The 18,711-nt window shown below is 76.4% G+C and carries 5 protein-coding genes; 4 read left to right on the top strand and 1 reads right to left on the bottom strand.

Features of this window, described 5'->3' with window-relative positions; genetic code table 11:
- Window positions 1-8: 8 nt before the first annotated feature.
- Genes DEH69_RS22610 through DEH69_RS22595 form a run of 4 tightly spaced genes read left to right on the top strand, consistent with a single transcriptional unit; the run spans window position 9 to window position 17,572 of the window.
- Entirely contained in the window at window positions 9-1,025 is a 1,017-nt protein-coding gene (locus tag DEH69_RS22610) for a 3-hydroxyacyl-CoA dehydrogenase family protein (RefSeq protein ID WP_258534883.1), read from the top strand.
- The gene (locus tag DEH69_RS22605) at window positions 1,018-8,070 is read left to right on the top strand and encodes a non-ribosomal peptide synthetase (protein ID WP_113688843.1); all 7,053 of its coding nucleotides are present in this window, start codon (window positions 1,018-1,020) and stop codon (window positions 8,068-8,070) included. The genes DEH69_RS22610 and DEH69_RS22605 overlap by 8 nt, the downstream gene beginning before the upstream one ends.
- Entirely contained in the window at window positions 8,067-17,366 is a 9,300-nt protein-coding gene (locus DEH69_RS22600; RefSeq protein ID WP_113688842.1) for a non-ribosomal peptide synthetase, read from the top strand. Before DEH69_RS22605 ends, DEH69_RS22600 begins: the two co-directional genes overlap by 4 nt.
- Window positions 17,363-17,572: an MbtH family protein gene (locus DEH69_RS22595; protein ID WP_113688841.1), complete on the top strand. Its 210-nt coding sequence runs from the start codon at window positions 17,363-17,365 to the stop codon at window positions 17,570-17,572. The genes DEH69_RS22600 and DEH69_RS22595 overlap by 4 nt, the downstream gene beginning before the upstream one ends.
- Before the next feature lie 176 nt (window positions 17,573-17,748).
- Here the strand turns inward: DEH69_RS22595 and DEH69_RS22590 are convergent, their stop codons facing one another.
- Window positions 17,749-18,600, bottom strand: a complete 852-nt coding sequence (locus DEH69_RS22590) for an IS5 family transposase (protein ID WP_113688840.1) — start codon at window positions 18,598-18,600, stop codon at window positions 17,749-17,751.
- Window positions 18,601-18,711: the final 111 nt, after the last annotated feature.

The raw sequence follows: 18,711 nt of genomic DNA, 5'->3' as shown, positions 1-18,711 counted from the left end.
GCCCACGCGTGGCCGAGAGCAAGGACAGTGAGCCGCTTGACACGACAGGGCTGCCGGTCGGCGTCGTCGGCGCCGGGACCATGGGGACCGGCGTGGCCCAGTGCTTCGCCGCGGCAGGCCACCCCGTGGTCGTGGTCGACCCCGACCCCGCGGCGCGCGCGGCCGGTCCCGAGCGCCTGCGCGCCGGGGTGCGCTCCGCCCGCCTGCTGCGCCGGAGCGCCGTCGGCCCGGTCGATGAGCGGGTGACCTGGGCGGAGAAGCCGTCCGCGCTCTCCGGGGTCGGCTTCGTCGTGGAGTGCGGCCCCGAGCGGCTGCCGGTCAAGGAGGAGGTGCTGCGTGAGCTCGACCGGGTGTGCCCGCCAGAGGCGGCGTTCGCCTCGTGCACGTCGGCCATCCCGATCGCCCGCCTCGGCTCGTTCACCGCGCGGCCCCAACGGGTCATCGGCACCCACTTCATGAACCCCGCGCCCCTGAAGGACACCGTTGAGGTCATCAGGTCCCCGCACACATCGGACGCCACCCTGGCGCTGACGGTCGGCCTCCTGGCCGGTCTCGGCAAGAAGGCCATCGTGGTCGGCGACGGCCCCGGCTTTGTCAGCAACCGCGTCCTGATGCTCACGGTCAACGAGGCCGCCGCGGTCGTGGAGGCGGGCACCGCCGACGCTGACACCGTCGACCGCGTGTTCAAGGACTGCTTCGGGCACCCCACAGGCCCGCTGCGCACGGCCGACCTCATCGGCCTCGACACCGTCGTCGACACGCTCGTCGTGCTGCGCGAGCACACCGGCGACGAGCGCTTCACGCCGACGCCGCTGCTGGCGCGGCTGGTCGCCGACGGCAGCCTCGGCAGGAAGTCGGGCCGAGGCTTCCACCCGTATCCCCACGCCGGAAATCCAGGCCCTGGAGGTTCAGGCCCTGGAGGTTCAGGCCCTGGAGGTTCAGGCCCTGGACATTCAGGACCCGGAAATCCGAGCCCCGAAGCCGCCGACCGGTCCCGGTCCGAAGGAGCTGGCAGCCATGTCTGAGCACCCCGTCGCCGAGGTCGTGGAGATCCAGGGCCCGGTGGATGTGACCGTGTTGCAGGACGCGATCCGCCGCGTCGTCGAGGAGGCGGCGGCCATGCGGCTGCGCGCCACGGGCGAGGCGGCCGGGGCGCCCGCGTTCACCGAGGGCGGCGGGCTGCCGCTCACCCTGGTGGACCTGGAGGGCGAGGCCGACCCTGCCGCCGCGGCCGAGGCGTGGATCCGCGCCGAACTCGCCTCCGCGGAACGGGACATACGGTCCGCGCAGGCGCTGCTGCGGCTCGGCCCCGAACGCCACACGTGGTTCCACCGGCACCCGCGCGCCGCGCTCGACGCGTTCGGCGCGGCCCTCGTCAGCCGCCGCGCCGCCGAGGTCTACACGGCGCTGATCGAGGGCGCGTCGCCCGACGAGGGCGCCCTCGCGCCGCTCGAACGCTTCACCGCGGCCCTCGACGCCTACGCGGCCTCGCCCGAGCGCGAGGCCGACGCGGCGTACTGGCGCGAGCGCTTCGCCGACCGCCCGGAACCGCTCGCGCTCCCCGCACCCGACCGCGCGCCCGACCCCACCCCCGACCCCACCCCCGACCACGCGCCCGACGACGCGGCCGGGACGGCCGTCTCCGCTCCCGTCGCGCTCGACGCCGCGGACGCCGACCGGGTGCGCGCCTCGGCCCGTTACTGCGGCGCCCACCCGCGCGCCGTCCTGCTGGCCGCCGTCGCCGCCTATCTGCACCGGATGACCGGCGCCCGCGACATCGTGCTCGGCCTGCCGGTGGACGGCCGCACCGACCGGGCCGGGCAACGCACCCCGGCCGCCGCGGGCGACACCGCCGCGCTGCGCCTCGACGTAGGGCCTGGAACGCCGTTCGCCGAGCTGGTCAGGCAGGTCGGCACCGAGGCGCGCAGGGCGCGGCGGCACCAGCGGTTCCGGCACGCCGAGGTGTGCCGCGAGCTGGGCCTCACCGGACCCGGCGCCCGCCTCTACGGCACCGTCGCCGAGGTGCGCGAGCCCGTGTCGCCGCTGCGGTTCGGCGCGTGCCGGGCGACCGCCCGCCGCATGGGCGCCGAAGCGGCCGACGCCGCCGACGCCCCCGGCGCCGCGCGGATCGTGATCGAGGAGGGCGGGGCCGACGGTGGCACACGCGTGCTGGTCGCCGGGCCAGCCGAACGCTACCCGCGCGCCGCCCTCGACGCGCACGCCCGGCGCTTCCGCACCCTGCTGGCCGCCGCCGTCACCGCCCCGGGGCGCGCGGTGGGCGCGTTGGACCTGCTGAGCGCCGGGGAGTCCGCGGCGGTGCGCGCCTGGAGCGGGCCCGCGCCGCGGCGTTCGGCCCCCGGCACGCTGACCGCCGTCCTGGACGCCGCCGCGCGGCGCACCCCGGACGCGATCGCCGTGCGGGACCGCTCGGCGCGCCTGACCTACCGCGAGCTGCACGAGCGCGCCAACCGCCTGGCCAGGCTGCTGATCAGCCGGGGCGCGGGCCCCGAGCGCGTGGTCGGGCTGCTGCTGCCGCGCTCGGCCGACGCGCTCGTGGCGATGCTCGCCGTCCTCAAGTCCGGCGCGGCCTACCTGCCGTTGGACCCGGCCTACCCGGCCGAGCGGCTGCGCTTCATGATCGGCGACGCCAGGCCATCGTGCCTGGTCACCGACGCGGCGGGCGCGGCTCGCGACCTGGGCGACGCGCGCGGCGCGGTCGTCGTCGTCGACGGCGCGCCCGTGGCCGCCGAGCTCGCGGCGACCGCCGCGCACGACGTCGCCGACGCCGAACGCCACGCCCCGCTGCTGCCCGACCACCCCGCCTATGTCATCTTCACCTCGGGATCGACGGGCACGCCCAAGGGCGTCGTCGTCCCGCACCGCAACGTTCCGCCGCTGCTTGGGTGGGCCGAGGCCGAGCTGGGCGCGGCGGCGCTCGCGCACAGCCTCGCCGCCACGTCGTTCAGCTTCGACGTCTCGGTGGCCGAGGTGTTCGCGCCGCTGGCCACCGGGGGCACGGTCGAGGTCGTCGCCAACCTCCTCTCGCTGCTCGACGACGAGCCGCCGCGCTGGTCGGGCGGCCTGGTGTGCGCGATCCCCTCGGTGCTCGGCAAGCTGCTCGAACGCACCGACCTCGACCTGTCGGCGCGCACGCTGGCGATGGCGGGGGAGGCGCTGCCCGCCTCGCTGGTCGCCAGGGTGACCACGACGATGCAGGGGACGCGGCTGCTCAACGTCTACGGCCCGACCGAGGCCACCGTCTACGCCACCGCGTGGCGGGCCGGTGAGGAGGCCACTGAAGGGGAGGGCACTGAAGGGGAGGGCGCAGAAGGGGCGCCACCCATCGGGCGCCCGCTCGCCCATGTCGGGGTCAGGGTCCTCGACGGGGCGCTGCGGCCCGTGGAGCCCGGGCGGCCTGGGGAGCTGTATCTGGCGGGCGACGGCATCGCGCGCGGCTATCTGGGGCGGCCTGGGCTGACCGCCGAGCGCTTCCCCGCCGACCCGTTCGGGCCCCCGGGGTCGCGCATGTACCGGACGGGTGACCTGGTCCGCTGGCGCGCGGACGGCCAACTCGACTTCCTCGGCCGGGTGGACGCCCAGGTCAAGATCAACGGCTTCCGCGTCGAGCTGGGCGAGATCGAGGCCGCGCTCTGTCGCCACCCCGCCGTCGCCGAGGCGATGGCGGGCGTCCGCGGCGACCACGCGGGCGACGCGCGGCTGATCGCCTGGCCCGTCCCCGCGGACGGCGCGGCGCCGCCCGACCAGGCCGCGCTGCGGGCCTGGCTCGCCGAACGCCTCCCCGCGCACCTGGTCCCCGCCGAGATCCGCCCGACGGCCGCGCTGCCCCGCACCCCGAGCGGCAAGCTGGCCCGTGACACCGACCCGGCGCCCCTCGCGGCCCCGGCGCCGACTCCCGCGCCCGCGGCGGCCCTCGAACGTCCGACCCCCGCCGTCGAACGTCCCGCGCCCGCCGTTGAACGTCCGACCCCCGCCGTTGAACGTCCGACCCCCGCCGTTGAACGTCCCGCGCCCGCCGTCCAGGAGCGGCAACAGGCCGCCCAGGAGCCCCCGGCGCGCGAGGACGTGGTCGCCGCCGCGTTCGCCGAGGTCCTGCGGGCCGCCGACGTGCCGCGCGACCAGAGCTTCTTCGACCTCGGCGGCGACAGCATCATGTCCATCCAACTGGTCAGCCGCCTGCGCCAGTCGGGCCTCGTCCTGACCCCGCAGGACGTCTTCGAGCACAAGACCGTCCAGGCGCTCGCCCAGGCGGCGAGGGAGACCACCCAGCGGACCACGGGCACCGAGGTCGCCGCCGTGGGCGATGTGCCGCTCACGCCGATCGTGCACTGGCTGCGCGACCAGGGCGGGCCCATCGACGGCTTCCACCAGGCCGTGCTGCTGCGCGTGCCGGGCGGACTGCGCCTTGAGTGGCTGACCGCCGCCGCGCAGGCGCTGATCGACCACCACGACGCGTTCCGGATGCGCCTTGACCGCTCGACGGCCGACTGGTCCCTCGACGTCCAGCCGGTCGGCGCCGTCTCCGCCGCCTCGTGCGTGCGCCGGGTGCCCACCGATGGCGCCTCGGGCGACGACCTCGGGCGCGTGCTGGCCCGCGAGATCCAGCGCGCCAAGGAGGAGCTGGACGTGCGCGCGGGCCGGATGGTGCGCGTCGTCTGGTTCGACGCGGGGCCATCGGAGCCGGGGCGGCTGCTGTTCATGGCCAACCACCTGGCGTGCGACGGCGTCTCGTGGCGCATCGTCGTGCCCGACCTGGTGGGCGCCTACCGGGACGTCGCCGAGGGCCGCCGCCCGCGCCTGCGCCCGGTCGAGACGTCGCTGCGCCACTGGAGCCGCGCCCTGAACGAGCAGTCCCGCTCCCCCGAGCGCCGTGCCGAACTCCCCCTGTGGCAGCGGACGCTGGCCGTGCCCGGCCCCCGTTTGGCCAGCCGCCCCCTGGACACCGCGCGCGACACCACCGGCCGTTCGCGCTCGCGCACCGCGGTCTATGGCGCGGAACGGGCGCGGCACCTGTTCACCACCATCCCCGCCACGTTCCACTGCGAGATCAACGACGTGCTGCTGACCGCGCTCGCCATCGCCGTCCAGCGCTGCCTCGGCACCGACGAGGACGTGGTGATCGACGTCGAGGGCCATGGCCGCGAGCCGGTCGTGCCGGGCGCCGACCTGTCGCGCACCGTCGGCTGGTTCACCAGCATGTACCCGGTGCGCCTGGCCCCCGGCGCCCCGCTCGCCGCCGACGCGCTGCCGCGCGGTGCCGATCTTGGGCGCGCGCTGCGGCGGGTGAAGGAGCAGCTGAGGGAGATCCCCGACAAGGGCATCGGCTTCGGCATGCTCCGCTATCTCAACCCCGAGACGGGGCCCGCGCTGGCCGCCGCCGAGCCGCGGCACATCGGGTTCAACTACTTCGGCCGCTTCCTCCTGCCCGCCGACCGCGGCGCCGATGACTGGTCGCCCGCGCCCGAGACCGGGATGACGGCGGGCGCCGACGCCGACATGCCGCTCGACCACCCGCTGTCGATCAACGCCCTGACCGAGGACGGCCCGGACGGCACCGGGCTGCGCATCGGGTTCTCGTGGGCGGCTGGGGTCGTCGACGACCCGCTGGTCGACCGGCTGATCGAGGCGTGGTTCGAGACGCTTGACGCGCTGGCCGCGCACGCCATCGAGCCGGGCGCCGGGGGGCGCACGCCGTCCGACTTCCCGCTGGTCAGCCTCGACCAGGAGCACATCGAGTGGCTTGAGCGCGAACACCCGGGCCTCGACGAGATCCTGCCGGTCTCCTCGCTCCAGCAGGGCATGCTCTACCACCTGCTGCTTGGCGCGTTGAACGCCTCGGACGACGGCGACCCAGGCGACGCCCCGCACTCGCTCTACACCGTGCAGTTCTGGCTCGAACTCGACGGCGACCTCGACGCCGACGCCATGCGCGCCGCGGGGCGCGCCCTGCTGGACCGGCACCGCAACCTCGGCGCCGCGTTCGTCCACACCGGGCTGCCCCAGCCCGTGCAGATCCTGCGGCCCGGCGTCGAGGCGCCGCTCGACGAGGTGGACCTGAGCGGGCTGCCCGACGAGCAGCGGGAGAGCGAGGCCGAACGCATCGTCGCCGGGGAGCGCGCCAGGCCCTACGACCCCGTGCGGCCCCCGCTGCTTCGGCTGCTGCTGATCCGCCTCGGCGGCGGGCGCTGCCGCCTTGTGCTCTCGACGCATCACATCCTGCTCGACGGCTGGTCGTTGCCGATCGTTCTCCAGGAACTCTTCGCCCACTACGGCGCGATCGTGACCGGAACGCCGCACGGGCTGCCCGCGGGGACGCCGTTCCGCGAGTATCTGGGCTGGCTGTCCCGGGTGGACGAGCGCGCCGCCGAGTCGGCCTGGCGCACCGCGCTCGCCGGGGTGCGCGCCACGCGGCTCGGCGACCCCGAGCCCGGCGAGCCGATGCAGTCGCGGCACCTGAGGTTCGGCCTGGGCGAGGAGGTGACCAGGCCGCTGGTGGACACCGCGCGGCGGCACGGGGTGACCGTGGCGACCGTGCTCCAGGCGTGCTGGTCGATCGTGCTCGCCGAGGAGACGGGCCAGCGCGACGTCGTGTTCGGCACCGTCGTCTCGGGGCGCCCGGCCGAGCTGCCCGCCGTGGAACGGATGGTGGGCCTGTTCATCAACACCGTGCCGACCCGGGTGCGGCTCGACCCGGACGAGTCGCTGAGCGACCTCTTCGTGCGCTTGCAGGCGGAGCAGGCCGCGCTCCTGCCCTACCAGCACATCAGCCTCACCGACATCCGGCGCATCACGAACAGCGGCGACACGTTCGACACGATGATGTCGTTCGCCAACTACCCGTTCGAGGCACGGACGTTCGAGGAGCCCGTGCCGGGGCTCCGGGTGACCAGGGCGTTCGGCGACGACCGGCAGCACTACCCGCTGGGCCTGGTCCTCAGCCACCGCGGCGACGTGCTGCACCTCCAGGTCGAGTACCGGCCGCACCTGGTGACGGCCGAGCGCGCGGGCGACCTCGCCGAGCGGTTCCTCGCGCTGCTGACGCGCACCGCGCGGGAGGCGCACCGCCCGCTCGCCGAGGTGCGCTCCACCGACGCGCCCGCCGAGACGGCCGCCGCCGCCGAGGCCGTCGCCGAACGCAGCGCCGAGCCCCAGGCGCCCGCGCTCGGCGGTGGCACGGGGGTGCTGCTTCCGCTGCGCGATGAGGGCACGCGCCCGCCGCTCTTCTGTGTGCACCCGGCGGCCGGGATCGCGTGGTCCTACGCGGGTCTCACCGGGCCGCTCGGCCCCGACCAGCCGGTGTACGGGCTCCAGGCGCGCGGCCTCGACGGCTCGCGCGTGCTGCCGGGGTCCATCGCCGAGATGGCCGCCGACTATGTCGCCCAGCTGCGCACGGTGCGGCCCACGGGCCCCTACCACCTGCTCGGCTGGTCGTTCGGCGGCCTCGTGGCGCACGAGATGGCCGTGCGGCTGAAGCGCGCGGGGGAACGGGTCGGGCTGCTCGCCGTGCTCGACGCGGTGCCGCCGCCGCGGCCTTCCGCCGATGGCGCGGGGGACGGCGGCGCCGAGAACGGCGGCGAGAACGGGGGCGAGGACAGCGCGGCGGCCGAGCGGCCCGCGGTCGTCTTCGGGCCCGACCATGTGATGCGCACCGTCCTCGACTTCTTCGGCTACGACCCGGCCCTGTGGGCCGACGAGGAGCTGACCTACCCCCGCTTCATCGAGATCGCCCGCGAACACACGGGCCTGCTGGCCACGTTCGACGAGGAGATGATCCAGACCATCTGCCGCGTCTACACCAACAACGCCGTCATCGCCCGCGACCACGTCCCCTCCCGCTACAGCGGCGACCTGCTGGTCGTCACCGCCCTGGAGACCTCGCCCGAGGTGGCGGCCGAGCAGTGGGGCCCGTATGTCGACGGCGGCAAGCCGGATGTGCGCGCGGTGGACAGCAGGCACGCCGAGATGGGCAGGCCGGGGCCGCTGGCCGAGATCGGCGAGCTGCTCGCCCCCTCGCTGCGCGCCCATGACACGGTGCCGGGTGTCCCCCGGTGACCGGGTGGGTGCCGCTGACGACGGCGCAGCGCGGCATCTGGGTGGGCTCGGGGCTTGCCGCGCCGGGGCGTTACCACGTGGGCGTCGCCCTGGACATCGGGGGGCCGCTCGACGCGGGGCTCTTCGAGGCGGCGTTCGCGGCGGCGGTCGCCGAGACGGGGCCGCTGCGGGCCAGGTTCGCGGTGGATCCCGCGGCCGGCGGCGAAGGCGAGCCGCGGCAGTGGGACGGGCCCGTGCCGCCCTGGCGCCTTGCCGTGGTGGACCTGCGCGGCGAGCCGTTCCCCGCCGCGGCGGCGATGGCGTGGGCGCGCGATGACGTGGCCCGCCCGTTCGACCTGGCCTCGGGGCCGCCGTTCCGCACCGCGCTGCTGCGGCTCGCCGACGCCCGGTACGTGTGGCACCTGGCCTGTCACCACCTGGTGCTCGACGGCGTCGGCAGCGCGCTGCTGACCCGCCGCGTCGCCCGGCTCTACGCCGCGCTCGAACGGGGCGAGTCGCCACCGCCCTCGCCCCACGCGCCGGACGCGCTGCTCGCCGCCGAGCGCGCCTACCGCGCGTCGCCCGCCCTCGCCGACGACCGCGCCTTCTGGCGCGCCAGGGCCGCAGGGCTCGCGCCGTCGGGCGCCGCGCCCCGGGGCGGGCTCGCCGCGCGCGGCACCGCGCGGCTCCCCGCCGCGGGCCTGGCCGCGCTGCGCGCGACCGCGCGCCGCCTCGGCGTCGGCTGGCCCGACGCGGTCGTGGCCGCGGGCGCGCTGCTCGCGCACGCCCGCGCGGGCGGCGGCGCCGACGTGGTGCTCGGCCTTCCGGTCGCGGGCCGCGACCGCGCCACGTCCCGGCTGGCCGCGGGCACCGCGTCCAACGTCCTGCCGCTGCGGCTGCCCCTGCGCCCCCGGCGCGCGGCCGGTGAGCTGGCGCGGGCGGCGCGCGACGAGCTCGCGGCCGTGCTGCCCCACGCGCGCTACCGGCACGAGCACCTGCTGCGCGACCTCCAACTGACGGGCAGCGGGCGGGGGTTGTACGACGTCGCGGTCAACGTTCTGCCGTTCGGCTATGGCCGCGACTTCGCCGGGCGGCCCATGGCGATGCGCAACGTCGCCATCGGCCCGGTGCGCGAGCTGTCCCTCACCGTCTACCCGGACGAGGGGCACGGCGGGCTGCGCGTCGACGTGGACGCCGACCCGGCGCGGCACGACGCCCGCGCCGCGGCGGCCGAGGCGCGCCGCTGCGTCCGGCTGCTCGCCGCCCTGGCCGCCGACCCCGACAGGGCCGCGGGCCGCATGCCGCACCTGTCGCGCGGCGAGCGCCGCGCCCTGGTGGCGCGCCCAACGTCCGTGCCCGACACGGGACTCACACTGCCGCGCCTCTTCGAACGCGCCGCCGCCCGCTTCCCCGACGCCCCGGCCGTCACCTTCGGCGGAACGGTCCTGCGCTACCGCGACCTCAGCGCCCGCGTCAACCGCCTGGCCCGCGCCCTCGTCAGGCGCGGCGCCGCGCCCGAGCGTGCCGTGGCCGTCCAGCTGCCGCGCTCGGCCGACCTGGTGACCGCGCTGCTCGCCGTCGCCACGTCGGGCGCGGCCGCGGTGCCCATCGACCCCGACTGGCCCGCCGAACGCGTCCGGCTGATCCTGGACGGCACGCGCCCCGTCCTCGTGCTCACCCCCGACGAGCTGGCCGCCGCGCTGGCCGAGCCCCACGCCGACGGCCTCGATCCCGCCGCGGACCTCACCGATGCCGACCGGCGCGCGCCGCTGACGCCCGCGCACGCCGCCTATGTGATCCACACCTCGGGGTCGACGGGCCGCCCCAAGGGCGTGGTGGTCAGCCACCGCGGCCCGGTGGCGCTGCTGACCGAGGGCGCGCGGGAGTTCGGCTTCGGCCCTGGCGACGTGTGGACGCTGTTCCACTCGTGCGCCTTCGACTTCTCCGTGTGGGAGCTGTGGGGCGCGCTGGCGCACGGCGGCCGCCTCGTGGTCGTCCCGCGCGACGTGGCCCGCTCGCCCCTGGCGCTTCTCGACCTGCTGGCCGCCGAGCGCGTCACGGTGCTCAACCAGACGCCGTCCGCGTTCGCCGCGCTCGACGCCGCCGCCGCGGAAGACCCCGCGCGCGGGCGCCGACTCGCCCTGCGCTGGCTCCTCTTCGGCGGCGAGAAGCTGACGCCTTCGGCCCTGCGCGGCTGGTTCGCGCGGCACGGCGATGGCGCGCCCGCCGCCGCCAACCTCTACGGCATCACCGAGACCACCGTCCACACCACCCGCACCGCCCTCACCCCCGGCCACGCCGAACGCCCGGGCAGCCCGATCGGCACCGCGCTCCCCGGGGCGCGCGTGCGGGTGCTCGACGCCCTGCTGCGCCCGGTGCCGCCTGGGGTGACGGGCGAGCTGTATGTCGGCGGCGAGGGCGTCGCCCGCGGCTATCTCGGCCAACCGGCCCTCACCGCGGGGAGGTTCGTGGCCGACCCCTTCGGCCCGCCAGGCTCGCGCCTGTACCGCTCGGGCGACCTGGCCCGCTGGGTGCCCCGGTGGACGGCGGACGGCGGGCTCGTCCACGACCTGCACTATGTGGGCCGCGCGGACGACCAGCTCAGCGTCCGCGGCCACCGCGTCGAGCCGGGCGAGATCGAGGCCGCGCTGCTCGCCGCCCCCGGCGTGGCCGCCGCCGCGGTCACCGCCGCGCCCGACCCCGCGGGCGGCGAGCCGCAGCTGGTCGCCCACGTCGTGCCCGACGGCACCACCCCGGCCGACGACCTGCCCGAACGCCTGCCCGAACTCCTGCGCGCCCGGCTGCGCGAACGGCTCCCCGCGCACCTCGTCCCCGCGCGCCTGGTGACGCTCGACGCCCTGCCGCTCACGCCCAACGGCAAGCTCGACCGCGCCGCACTCCCCGCACCCGATGGCGCGCCCGAGCGCGCGCCTGGCGACGCGCCCGCCCCGGCGTTCACCACCGCGCTCGAACGCCGGCTTGCCGCCCTCTGCGCCGAACTCCTCGGCACGGGGCGCGTCGGCCCGCACGACAGCTTCTTCGACCTCGGCGGCGACAGCCTGCGCGCCGCCCGCCTGGCCGCCAGGGTGCGCGCCGCGGGCCACGCCGACCTCGACGTCCGCGACATCTTCGAGCACCCCACCGTCGCCGCGCTCGCCGCCCACCTCGCCGCGCGCGCCCCGGCGCCCGGCGCTCCCGAAGTCCCGCGAGAGCGCCCGGCGTTGCCGCCCCTGTCGTTCGGCCAGCGCCGCCTGTGGTTCCTGCACCGCCACGCCGGGGTGGAGCGCGCCTACAACGTGCCGCTCACCGTGCGCCTCGACGGCGCCCCCGACCAGGCCGCCCTCGCCGCCGCCCTCGGCGACCTGACCGACCGCCACGAGATCCTGCGCACCGTGATCCGCGAGGAGAACGGCCACCCCCACCAGCGGATCCTTCCCCCCGCCGAAGGCCGCCCCACCCTCGCCGAAACGGCCGTCGCCGCCGCGAAGTTGCCCGCCGCGCTGGCCGCCGCCGCCCGCCACGCGTTCCGGCTCGACCGCGAACCCCCGCTGCGCGCCGAGCTGTTCACCACCGAGACCGGCGAACGCACCCTGCTGCTCCTGCTGCACCACATCGCGTGCGACCACGCCTCCCTCGCCCCGCTCGCCGCCGAGCTCGGCGCCGCCTATGCCGCGAGGCTGCGGGGCGCGCCCCGGCTCCTTCCCCGACTCCCGGTGCAGTACGCCGACTTCGCGCTGGACCAGCGTGCGGTGTTCGGCACCGAGGACGCCCGCACCCCGCACACCGAACGCCGCCTCGCCCACTGGACGTCGGCCCTCGAAGGGCTGCCCGACCGGATCGCGCTGCCCGCCGACCACGCGGCGCCGCCGACCGACGAGGGCGCCACCGTCGCGTTCACGCTCCCCCCTGGGCCGCACCGGCGCCTGGCCGAGCTGGCCGCCGCCGAGCGCGCCAGCCTCTTCATGGCCGTCCACACCGCGCTCGCCGCGCTGCTCAGCCGCCTCGGCGCGGGCACCGACATCCCCGTCGCCACGGCGGTCTCCGACCGCCAGGACCCCCGGCTCGACGCGTTGATCGGGTTCTTCGTCAACACCCTGGTGCTGCGCGCCGACACCTCGGGCGACCCGACCCTGCGCCAGCTGCTCGGCCGGGTCCGCGCGGCCGACCTCGCGGCGTTCGCCCACCAGGACGTGCCGTTCGAGCTCGTCGTCGAGGCGGTGCGGCCGCACAGGCCCGAGACCGGCCCGCCGCTCTTCCAGGTGATGCTCGTCGTCACCCCGCCCCCGCCCGACCGCGTCGAACTGCCGGGCCTGCGCGCCGAGATCGGCACGGTCGCCACCGGAACCGCCAAGTGCGACCTGGCGTTCAGCCTCCATGACCGCCGCGCCCCCGACGGTGCCTTCCTCGGCCTCGACGGGCTGCTCGAATACCGCACCGGCCTGTTTGAGCCCGCCACCGCGCGGGCGCTGTGCGACCGCCTGGTCCGGCTGCTAACGCTGCTCGCCGACGCCCCCGACACCCCGCTGCACGCCGCCGACATCCTCGAACCCGCCGAGCGCGCCCGCCTGTTGACCCGCTGGGGCGCCACACACGGCCGGGGCGCCCGCGGGAGCGCGCGCAGCGTTCCCGAGCGCGTGGCCGAGCACGCGCGCCGGACGCCGGACGCCGTGGCGCTGCGCTCGGACGCGGAGACGCTGACCTATGCCGAGCTGGTGGCCAGGTCGGACGCGCTCGCCGCCCGTCTGGCCGCCGCGGGCGTGGGCCCAGAGACGCGGGTGGCGCTCCTCATGGAACGCGGCGTCGCCTACGCGGTGACCGCCCTCGCCGTCCTGGCGAGCGGCGGCTGCTATGTGCCGCTTGACTCCCGCGCGCCGCGCGCCCGCCAGGCCCGCGTCATCGCCGAGGCCGAGGCCGTGGTGCTCGTCACGGGGCCGGGCGTGCCCGCGGACGACCGGCCGCCAGGCGCGCCCCTGGTCATCGAGCTCGACGAACTCAACGGTGCCGCCGACGCGTTCACGGCCGCCCCACCCCGCGTCCCGATCCAGGGCGAACGCCTCGCCTGCGCCATCTTCACCTCGGGCTCCACCGGCGTCCCCAAGGGCGTCGCCATCACCCACGGCGACATCCTCGCCCTCGCCGACGACGCGTGCTTCGAGCCCACCACCGCCCGCCGCATGGTGATGCACTCGCCGCACTCGTTCGACGCCTCCACGCTCGAGCTGTGGGTGCCGCTCCTGGGCGGCGGCGAGGTCGTCATCGCACCGCCGGGCGACCTCGACCTGCGCACCCTGCGCCGCCTCGTCGCCGAGACCCGCCCCACGGGGCTGTGGCTGACGGCCGGTCTCTTCCAGCTCGTCGCCGAGGAGGACCCGGCCTGCCTGCGCGGCCTCGACACCGTGTGGACCGGGGGCGACGTCGTGCCGCCCCGCGCGGTGCGCGCCGTGCGGCGGCACTGCCCCGGCGTCCAGGTCGTCAACGGCTACGGTCCCGCCGAGCTGACCACCGCCGCCTCGTGGCACCGGGTCACCGACGCCGACCTCGCCGAGCCCGCCGCGCGGCGCGGCATCCCGATCGGGCGCCCCCTCGACGGCGGCCGCGCCTATGTCCTCGACCCCTGGCTCCAGCCGGTGCCCGCGGGGGTGACGGGCGAGCTGTACCTGGCGGGCACGGGCGTCGCGCGCGGCTATCTGGGGCGGGCGGCGCTGACGGCGGAACGCTTCGTGGCCGACCCGTTCGGGCCCCTGGGCGCCCGCATGTACCGGACGGGCGACCTGGCGCGCTGGCTGCCCGACGGGACGCTGGCGTTCGGCGGCAGGGCCGACGGGCAGGTCAAGCTGCGCGGCTTCCGCATCGAGACCGACGAGGTCGCCACGGCGCTCGCCGGGCACGGCGGCGTCGGCCAGGCCGTCGTGGTGGTCCGCGAGGACAGGCCGGGCGAGAAGCGCCTGGTCGCCTACCTGGTGGCCGCCGAAGGCGCGGAGATCGACCTCGACGCGCTGCGCCGCCACGCCGTGGCGACCCTGCCCGACTACATGGTGCCCGCCGCGTGGGCCGTCATCGAACGCGTGCCGCTGACCCGCAACGGCAAGCCCGACCGCGCCGCGCTGCCCGCCCCCGCCCCGCCCGCCCCCACCGCGGAGGAACGGGCCGATGAGCCCGCCGCGCCCACCAGCGAGCGCGAGCGCGTGCTGCGCGACATCTTCGCCGAGCTGCTGCGGCTGCCATCGATCGGCGTCCACGACGGCTTCTACGACTCGGGCGGCGACAGCATCATCGCCATCCAGCTCGTCAGCCGCGCCCACGACGCCGGGCTGCGGATCACCGTCAACGACGTCCTGCGCGCGCCCACGGTCGCCGGGCTCGCCGCGCGCGCCGAGGCCCGCGCCGAGGCCCACGCCGCGAAGAACGCCCCCGCCCCCGCGGAACCCGACGACGGATCGGGGCCAGTGCCGCTCACCCCGATCGTCCGCTGGTGGCTCCAACAGGGCGGCGACCGGCGCTCGTTCAGCCAGCACATGGTGCTGCGTACCCCCGCGGGGCTGAGCGTCGGGCGGCTCACCGCGGCGCTCGGCGCGCTCGTCGACCGGCACGCCGCGCTGCGCCTGCGGCTGCGCGCCGCCGAGGGGGAGTGGCACCTGGCCGCGCTGCCCGCGGGGCGGGTCCCCGTGGCCGAGCGCGTCACCCGCGTCGCCGCCGAAGGCCGCCCCGACGGCGACCTGCCAGCGCTGCTCGGCGACGCCTTCGGCGCGGCGCTCGACCGCCTCGATCCCGAGGCAGGGCACCTGGTCGCGGCGGCGTTCATCGACCGCGGGCCCGACCGCGACGGGCGGCTGCTGCTCGTCGTCCACCACCTCGCGATCGACGGCGTCTCCTGGCGCGTCCTGCTGCCCGAACTGGCCGCCGCCGCCCGGGCCCTGGCCGATGACCGCGCCGCCGACGCCGCCGACGCCGCCGACGCCGCCGACGCCGCCGACGTCGCCGACGCCGCCCCGCCGCCCGTCACCTTCCCCGCGTGGGCCCGCGCCCTGGCCGCGCAGGGCGCCGACGGCAGCCGCCGCGGCGAACTGCCGCTGTGGACCGGCGCGTTGGCCGAGCCCGAGCCCCCGCTCGCCGCCCCGCCGCCCGGCGCCCCCGGCGCCCCGCGCGTGGCGCGCGACCTGGCCGTCACGCTGCCGCCGGGCCGGACCAGGCCGTTGCTCACCGAGGTCGGCGCGGCGTTCCACTGCGGCGTCGAGCCGGTGCTGCTCACCGGGCTCGCGCTCGCCGTGGAGGAGTGGCGCCGCCGCCGCGGGCGCCCCGCGACCGGTGGGCTGCTGCTCGACCTCGAGTCCCACGGGCGGCCCGACCTGCCCGACACCGACCTGTCGAGGACCGTGGGCTGGCTGACCGCCCTCTACCCGGTGCGGCTGCCGCCCACGGGGTGCGCCTGGACCGACGTGTGGACCGCGGCGCCCGCGCTCGGCCACGCCCTGACCCGGGTCAAGGAACGGCTGCGGGCCATTCCCGACCGGGGCATCGGCTATGGGATCCTGCGCCACCTCGACCCCGATCCCGCGCCGGGGCTCACAGGCCCCGCCGCCCCCGCGCTCGGCTTCAACTACCTGGGCCGCCTCACCGCGGGCCCAGGCGCCGACTGGGGCATCGCGGACGAGCCCGCCGCCGCACCCCGCGGGCGCGCGCCCGAACGCCTCGGCTCCCACGCGCTCGACATCAACGCCGTCACCCTCGACGGCGAGGCCGGACCCCGGCTGTCCGCCGTACTCACCTGGACCGAAGGGCAGTTCGCCGAGGCCGAGGTGCGGGCGCTCGCCGACCTGTGGTTCGCGGCGCTCGACTCCCTCGTCCTGCACGCCAGGACCCCGGGCGCCGGTGGCCGCAGCCCCTCCGACCTGCCGCTCGTCCGGCTCGACCAGGACGAGATCGCCCACCTGGAACGCGCCTACCCCGGGCTCGACGACGTGCTGCCCCTCACCCCGCTCCAGGAGGGGCTGCTCTTCCACGCGCTCTACGCCCCGGCCGCGACCGACGTCTACCAGGCGCAGTTCGTGCTGCGGCTCGACGGCCCCCTCGACCCCGCCGCCCTGAGGGCCGCCGCGAAGGCCCTGCTGACCCGCCACCCCAACGTGCGGGCCGCGTTTGTCCACGAGGGACTGCGCCACCCCGTCCAGGTCATCCCCGCCCCGCTCGAACCCGGCTGGCGCGAGCTCGACCTGACCCGCGTCGCCCCCGGGCGCCGCGAGCGCGTCTTCGACCGGCTGGCCAGGGCCGACCTGCGCCGCCGCTTCGCCGTGGACCGCCCGCCCCTGATCCGTTTCACCCTCACCCGCTGGGGCCCGCAGGAGCACCGGCTCGTGCTGACCAACCACCACCTCGTGCTCGACGGCTGGTCCGCGCCGCTGCTGATCCGCGAGCTGCTCGCGCTGCACGCCCACGGCGGCGCCGCCGACACCCTCGAACGCGTCACCCCCTACCGCGACCACCTCGCGCTGCTCGCCACCCGCGACCGGGGCGCGGCACGCGAGGCGTGGCGGGCCGCGCTCGCGGGCGTGGGGGAGCCCCCGCGGCTGACCGCGCCCGGCGCGGGCGCCGCGGACGGCGGCGGCCCGGCCACGCTGGCCGCGTCGCTCCCCGACACCGCGACCAAGGCGTTGCGCGGCCTTGGCGCCGAGGGCATCACGCTCAACACCGCGGTCCAGGCGGCCTGGGGCCTGCTGCTCGCCCGCCGCTGCCGCGCGCTCGACGTGGTGTTCGGCACCACCGTCTCGGGGCGCCAGCCGGAGCTGCCCGGCATGGAATCGATGATCGGGCTGTTCATCAACACGCTGCCGGTGCGGGTGCGCCTCGACCCCGCCGAGACCGTTCGGGCCACGCTGCACCGCATACGCGACGAGCAGGCCGCGCTGCTCCCGCACGCGCACATCGGGCTGAGCGAGATCCAACGCGCCGTCGGGCGGCGGGAGTTGTTCGACACCCACGTGGTCTTCGAGAACTACCCGCTGGACCGCGTCGCCCTGGCGCGCCCTGCCTCGGGGCTGCGCCTGACCGGCGCCGAGGGCCGCGACGCGACCCACTACCCGCTGACGCTCGTGGCGTTCGCCGCCGACGAGACGCTGGGCCTGCGCCTCGACCACCTCCCAGGCGCGGTCGCGCCCGAGGAGGCCGAGGGCATCGTGCGCGAGCTGACCTCGCTCCTCGAAGCGGTCGCCGCCGCCCCCGACGCCCCGGTGACCGACCTCGTTCCCTGTGCCACCGTTGTCCCCGACACCACCGTTGACACCACCGTTCCGATCCCCGCTCCCGGGAGGACCACGCCATGACGAACCCCTTCGACGACCAGGACGGCGTCTTCCTCGTGCTGGTCAACGACGAGGGCCAGCACTCGCTGTGGCCCGAGTTCGCCGACGTCCCCGCGGGCTGGACCCGCACCTTCGGCCCCGAGAGCCGCGCGGCCTGCCTGGCCCACATCGAGGCGACGTGGACGGACATGCGCCCGAAGTCACTGATCGCGGCGATGGGCGAGTAGCCCGCAGCGCCCACGGCGCGCCCGCCGCCGCACGCCAGACGGCGGGCGGCCAAGACGCCCGCCCCGGGCTCGCGTTGAGGGCACCGAACCGCCTCACAAGCGCTCGGCTGGGAAACCCCAGCCGAGCGCTGAGCTCCTCGAATTCGGCCGACCTAAGAGCGCGTTTGAGATCTGGTTCAGGTGGTGCGTCGGAGGGGTTTGCGGCCGGGTCGGGTGGAGGGGTGTCCTCGGGTGAGTCGGCGGAGTATGACGTCGGTCATGGCCCAGCGGATCATGGTGGCGGAGTGTTCGGGATTGGTCTCGTAGTCGCGGGCCAGGCGGCGGCGCGTCATGAGCCAGCCGAGCGTTCGTTCCACCGCCCAGCGTTTGGGCTGGACCTGGAAGCCGCGCTGGCCGGGCTGCTTGCGCACGATCTCCACCGTGCGGCCAAGGATGTCGCCAGCCCAGGTGACCAGGCGGCCGGCGAAGCCCTGATCCGCCCAGATCTTCCGTACCGAGGGGTGGTCCAGGCGTGTCCACAGCAGTGGTCGCCGTGCACCGTCGCGGTCTTGGACGCTCGCCGCGGTGATGTGGACGGCCAGCAGCAGCCCGAGGGTGTCGGTGACGATGAACCGCTTCCGGCCTGTGGTCTTCTTGCCCGCGTCGTACCCGCTGGTGGACCTCGGCACGGTGTCCGCCGCACGCACCGACTGCGAGTCCAGCAACCCGGCCGTGGGCTCCGGGCGACGGCCGTCGGCCTGCCGGACCCGCGTCCGCAGTGCGTCGTGGATTCTCTCGACCGTGCCGTCCTCGTGCCATCGCGTGAAGTACCAGTACACCGTCTCCCAGGGCGGGAAGTCGTGTGGCAGGTAGCGCCACTGGCAGCCGGTACGGGCCATGTACAAGATGGCCTCGACGATCCGACGACGCGGATGCTTCTCCCGTCGTCCGCCCTTCGGCCCCGTCCTCGGCGGCGGCAGCAACGGCTCGACCAACGCCCACTGCTCATCCGACAGATCCGACGGATAGCCCCTCCCCGAACGACTCATACACAGCCCAACGAGCCCACCGCCCCGCCGACACGGGAGATCTCAAACGCGCTCTAAGAGCGCGTTTGAGATCTGGAGTGCCTCGCCTGGGGCTTGGTCGTTGAGCGGTGT

It is taken from the genome of Streptomyces sp. PT12 (assembly GCF_003311645.1).
GTDB lineage: Bacteria > Actinomycetota > Actinomycetes > Streptomycetales > Streptomycetaceae > Streptomyces.
Note: the sequence above shows the minus strand (reverse complement) of the source record. Positions and strands in the feature narration are given on the sequence as shown.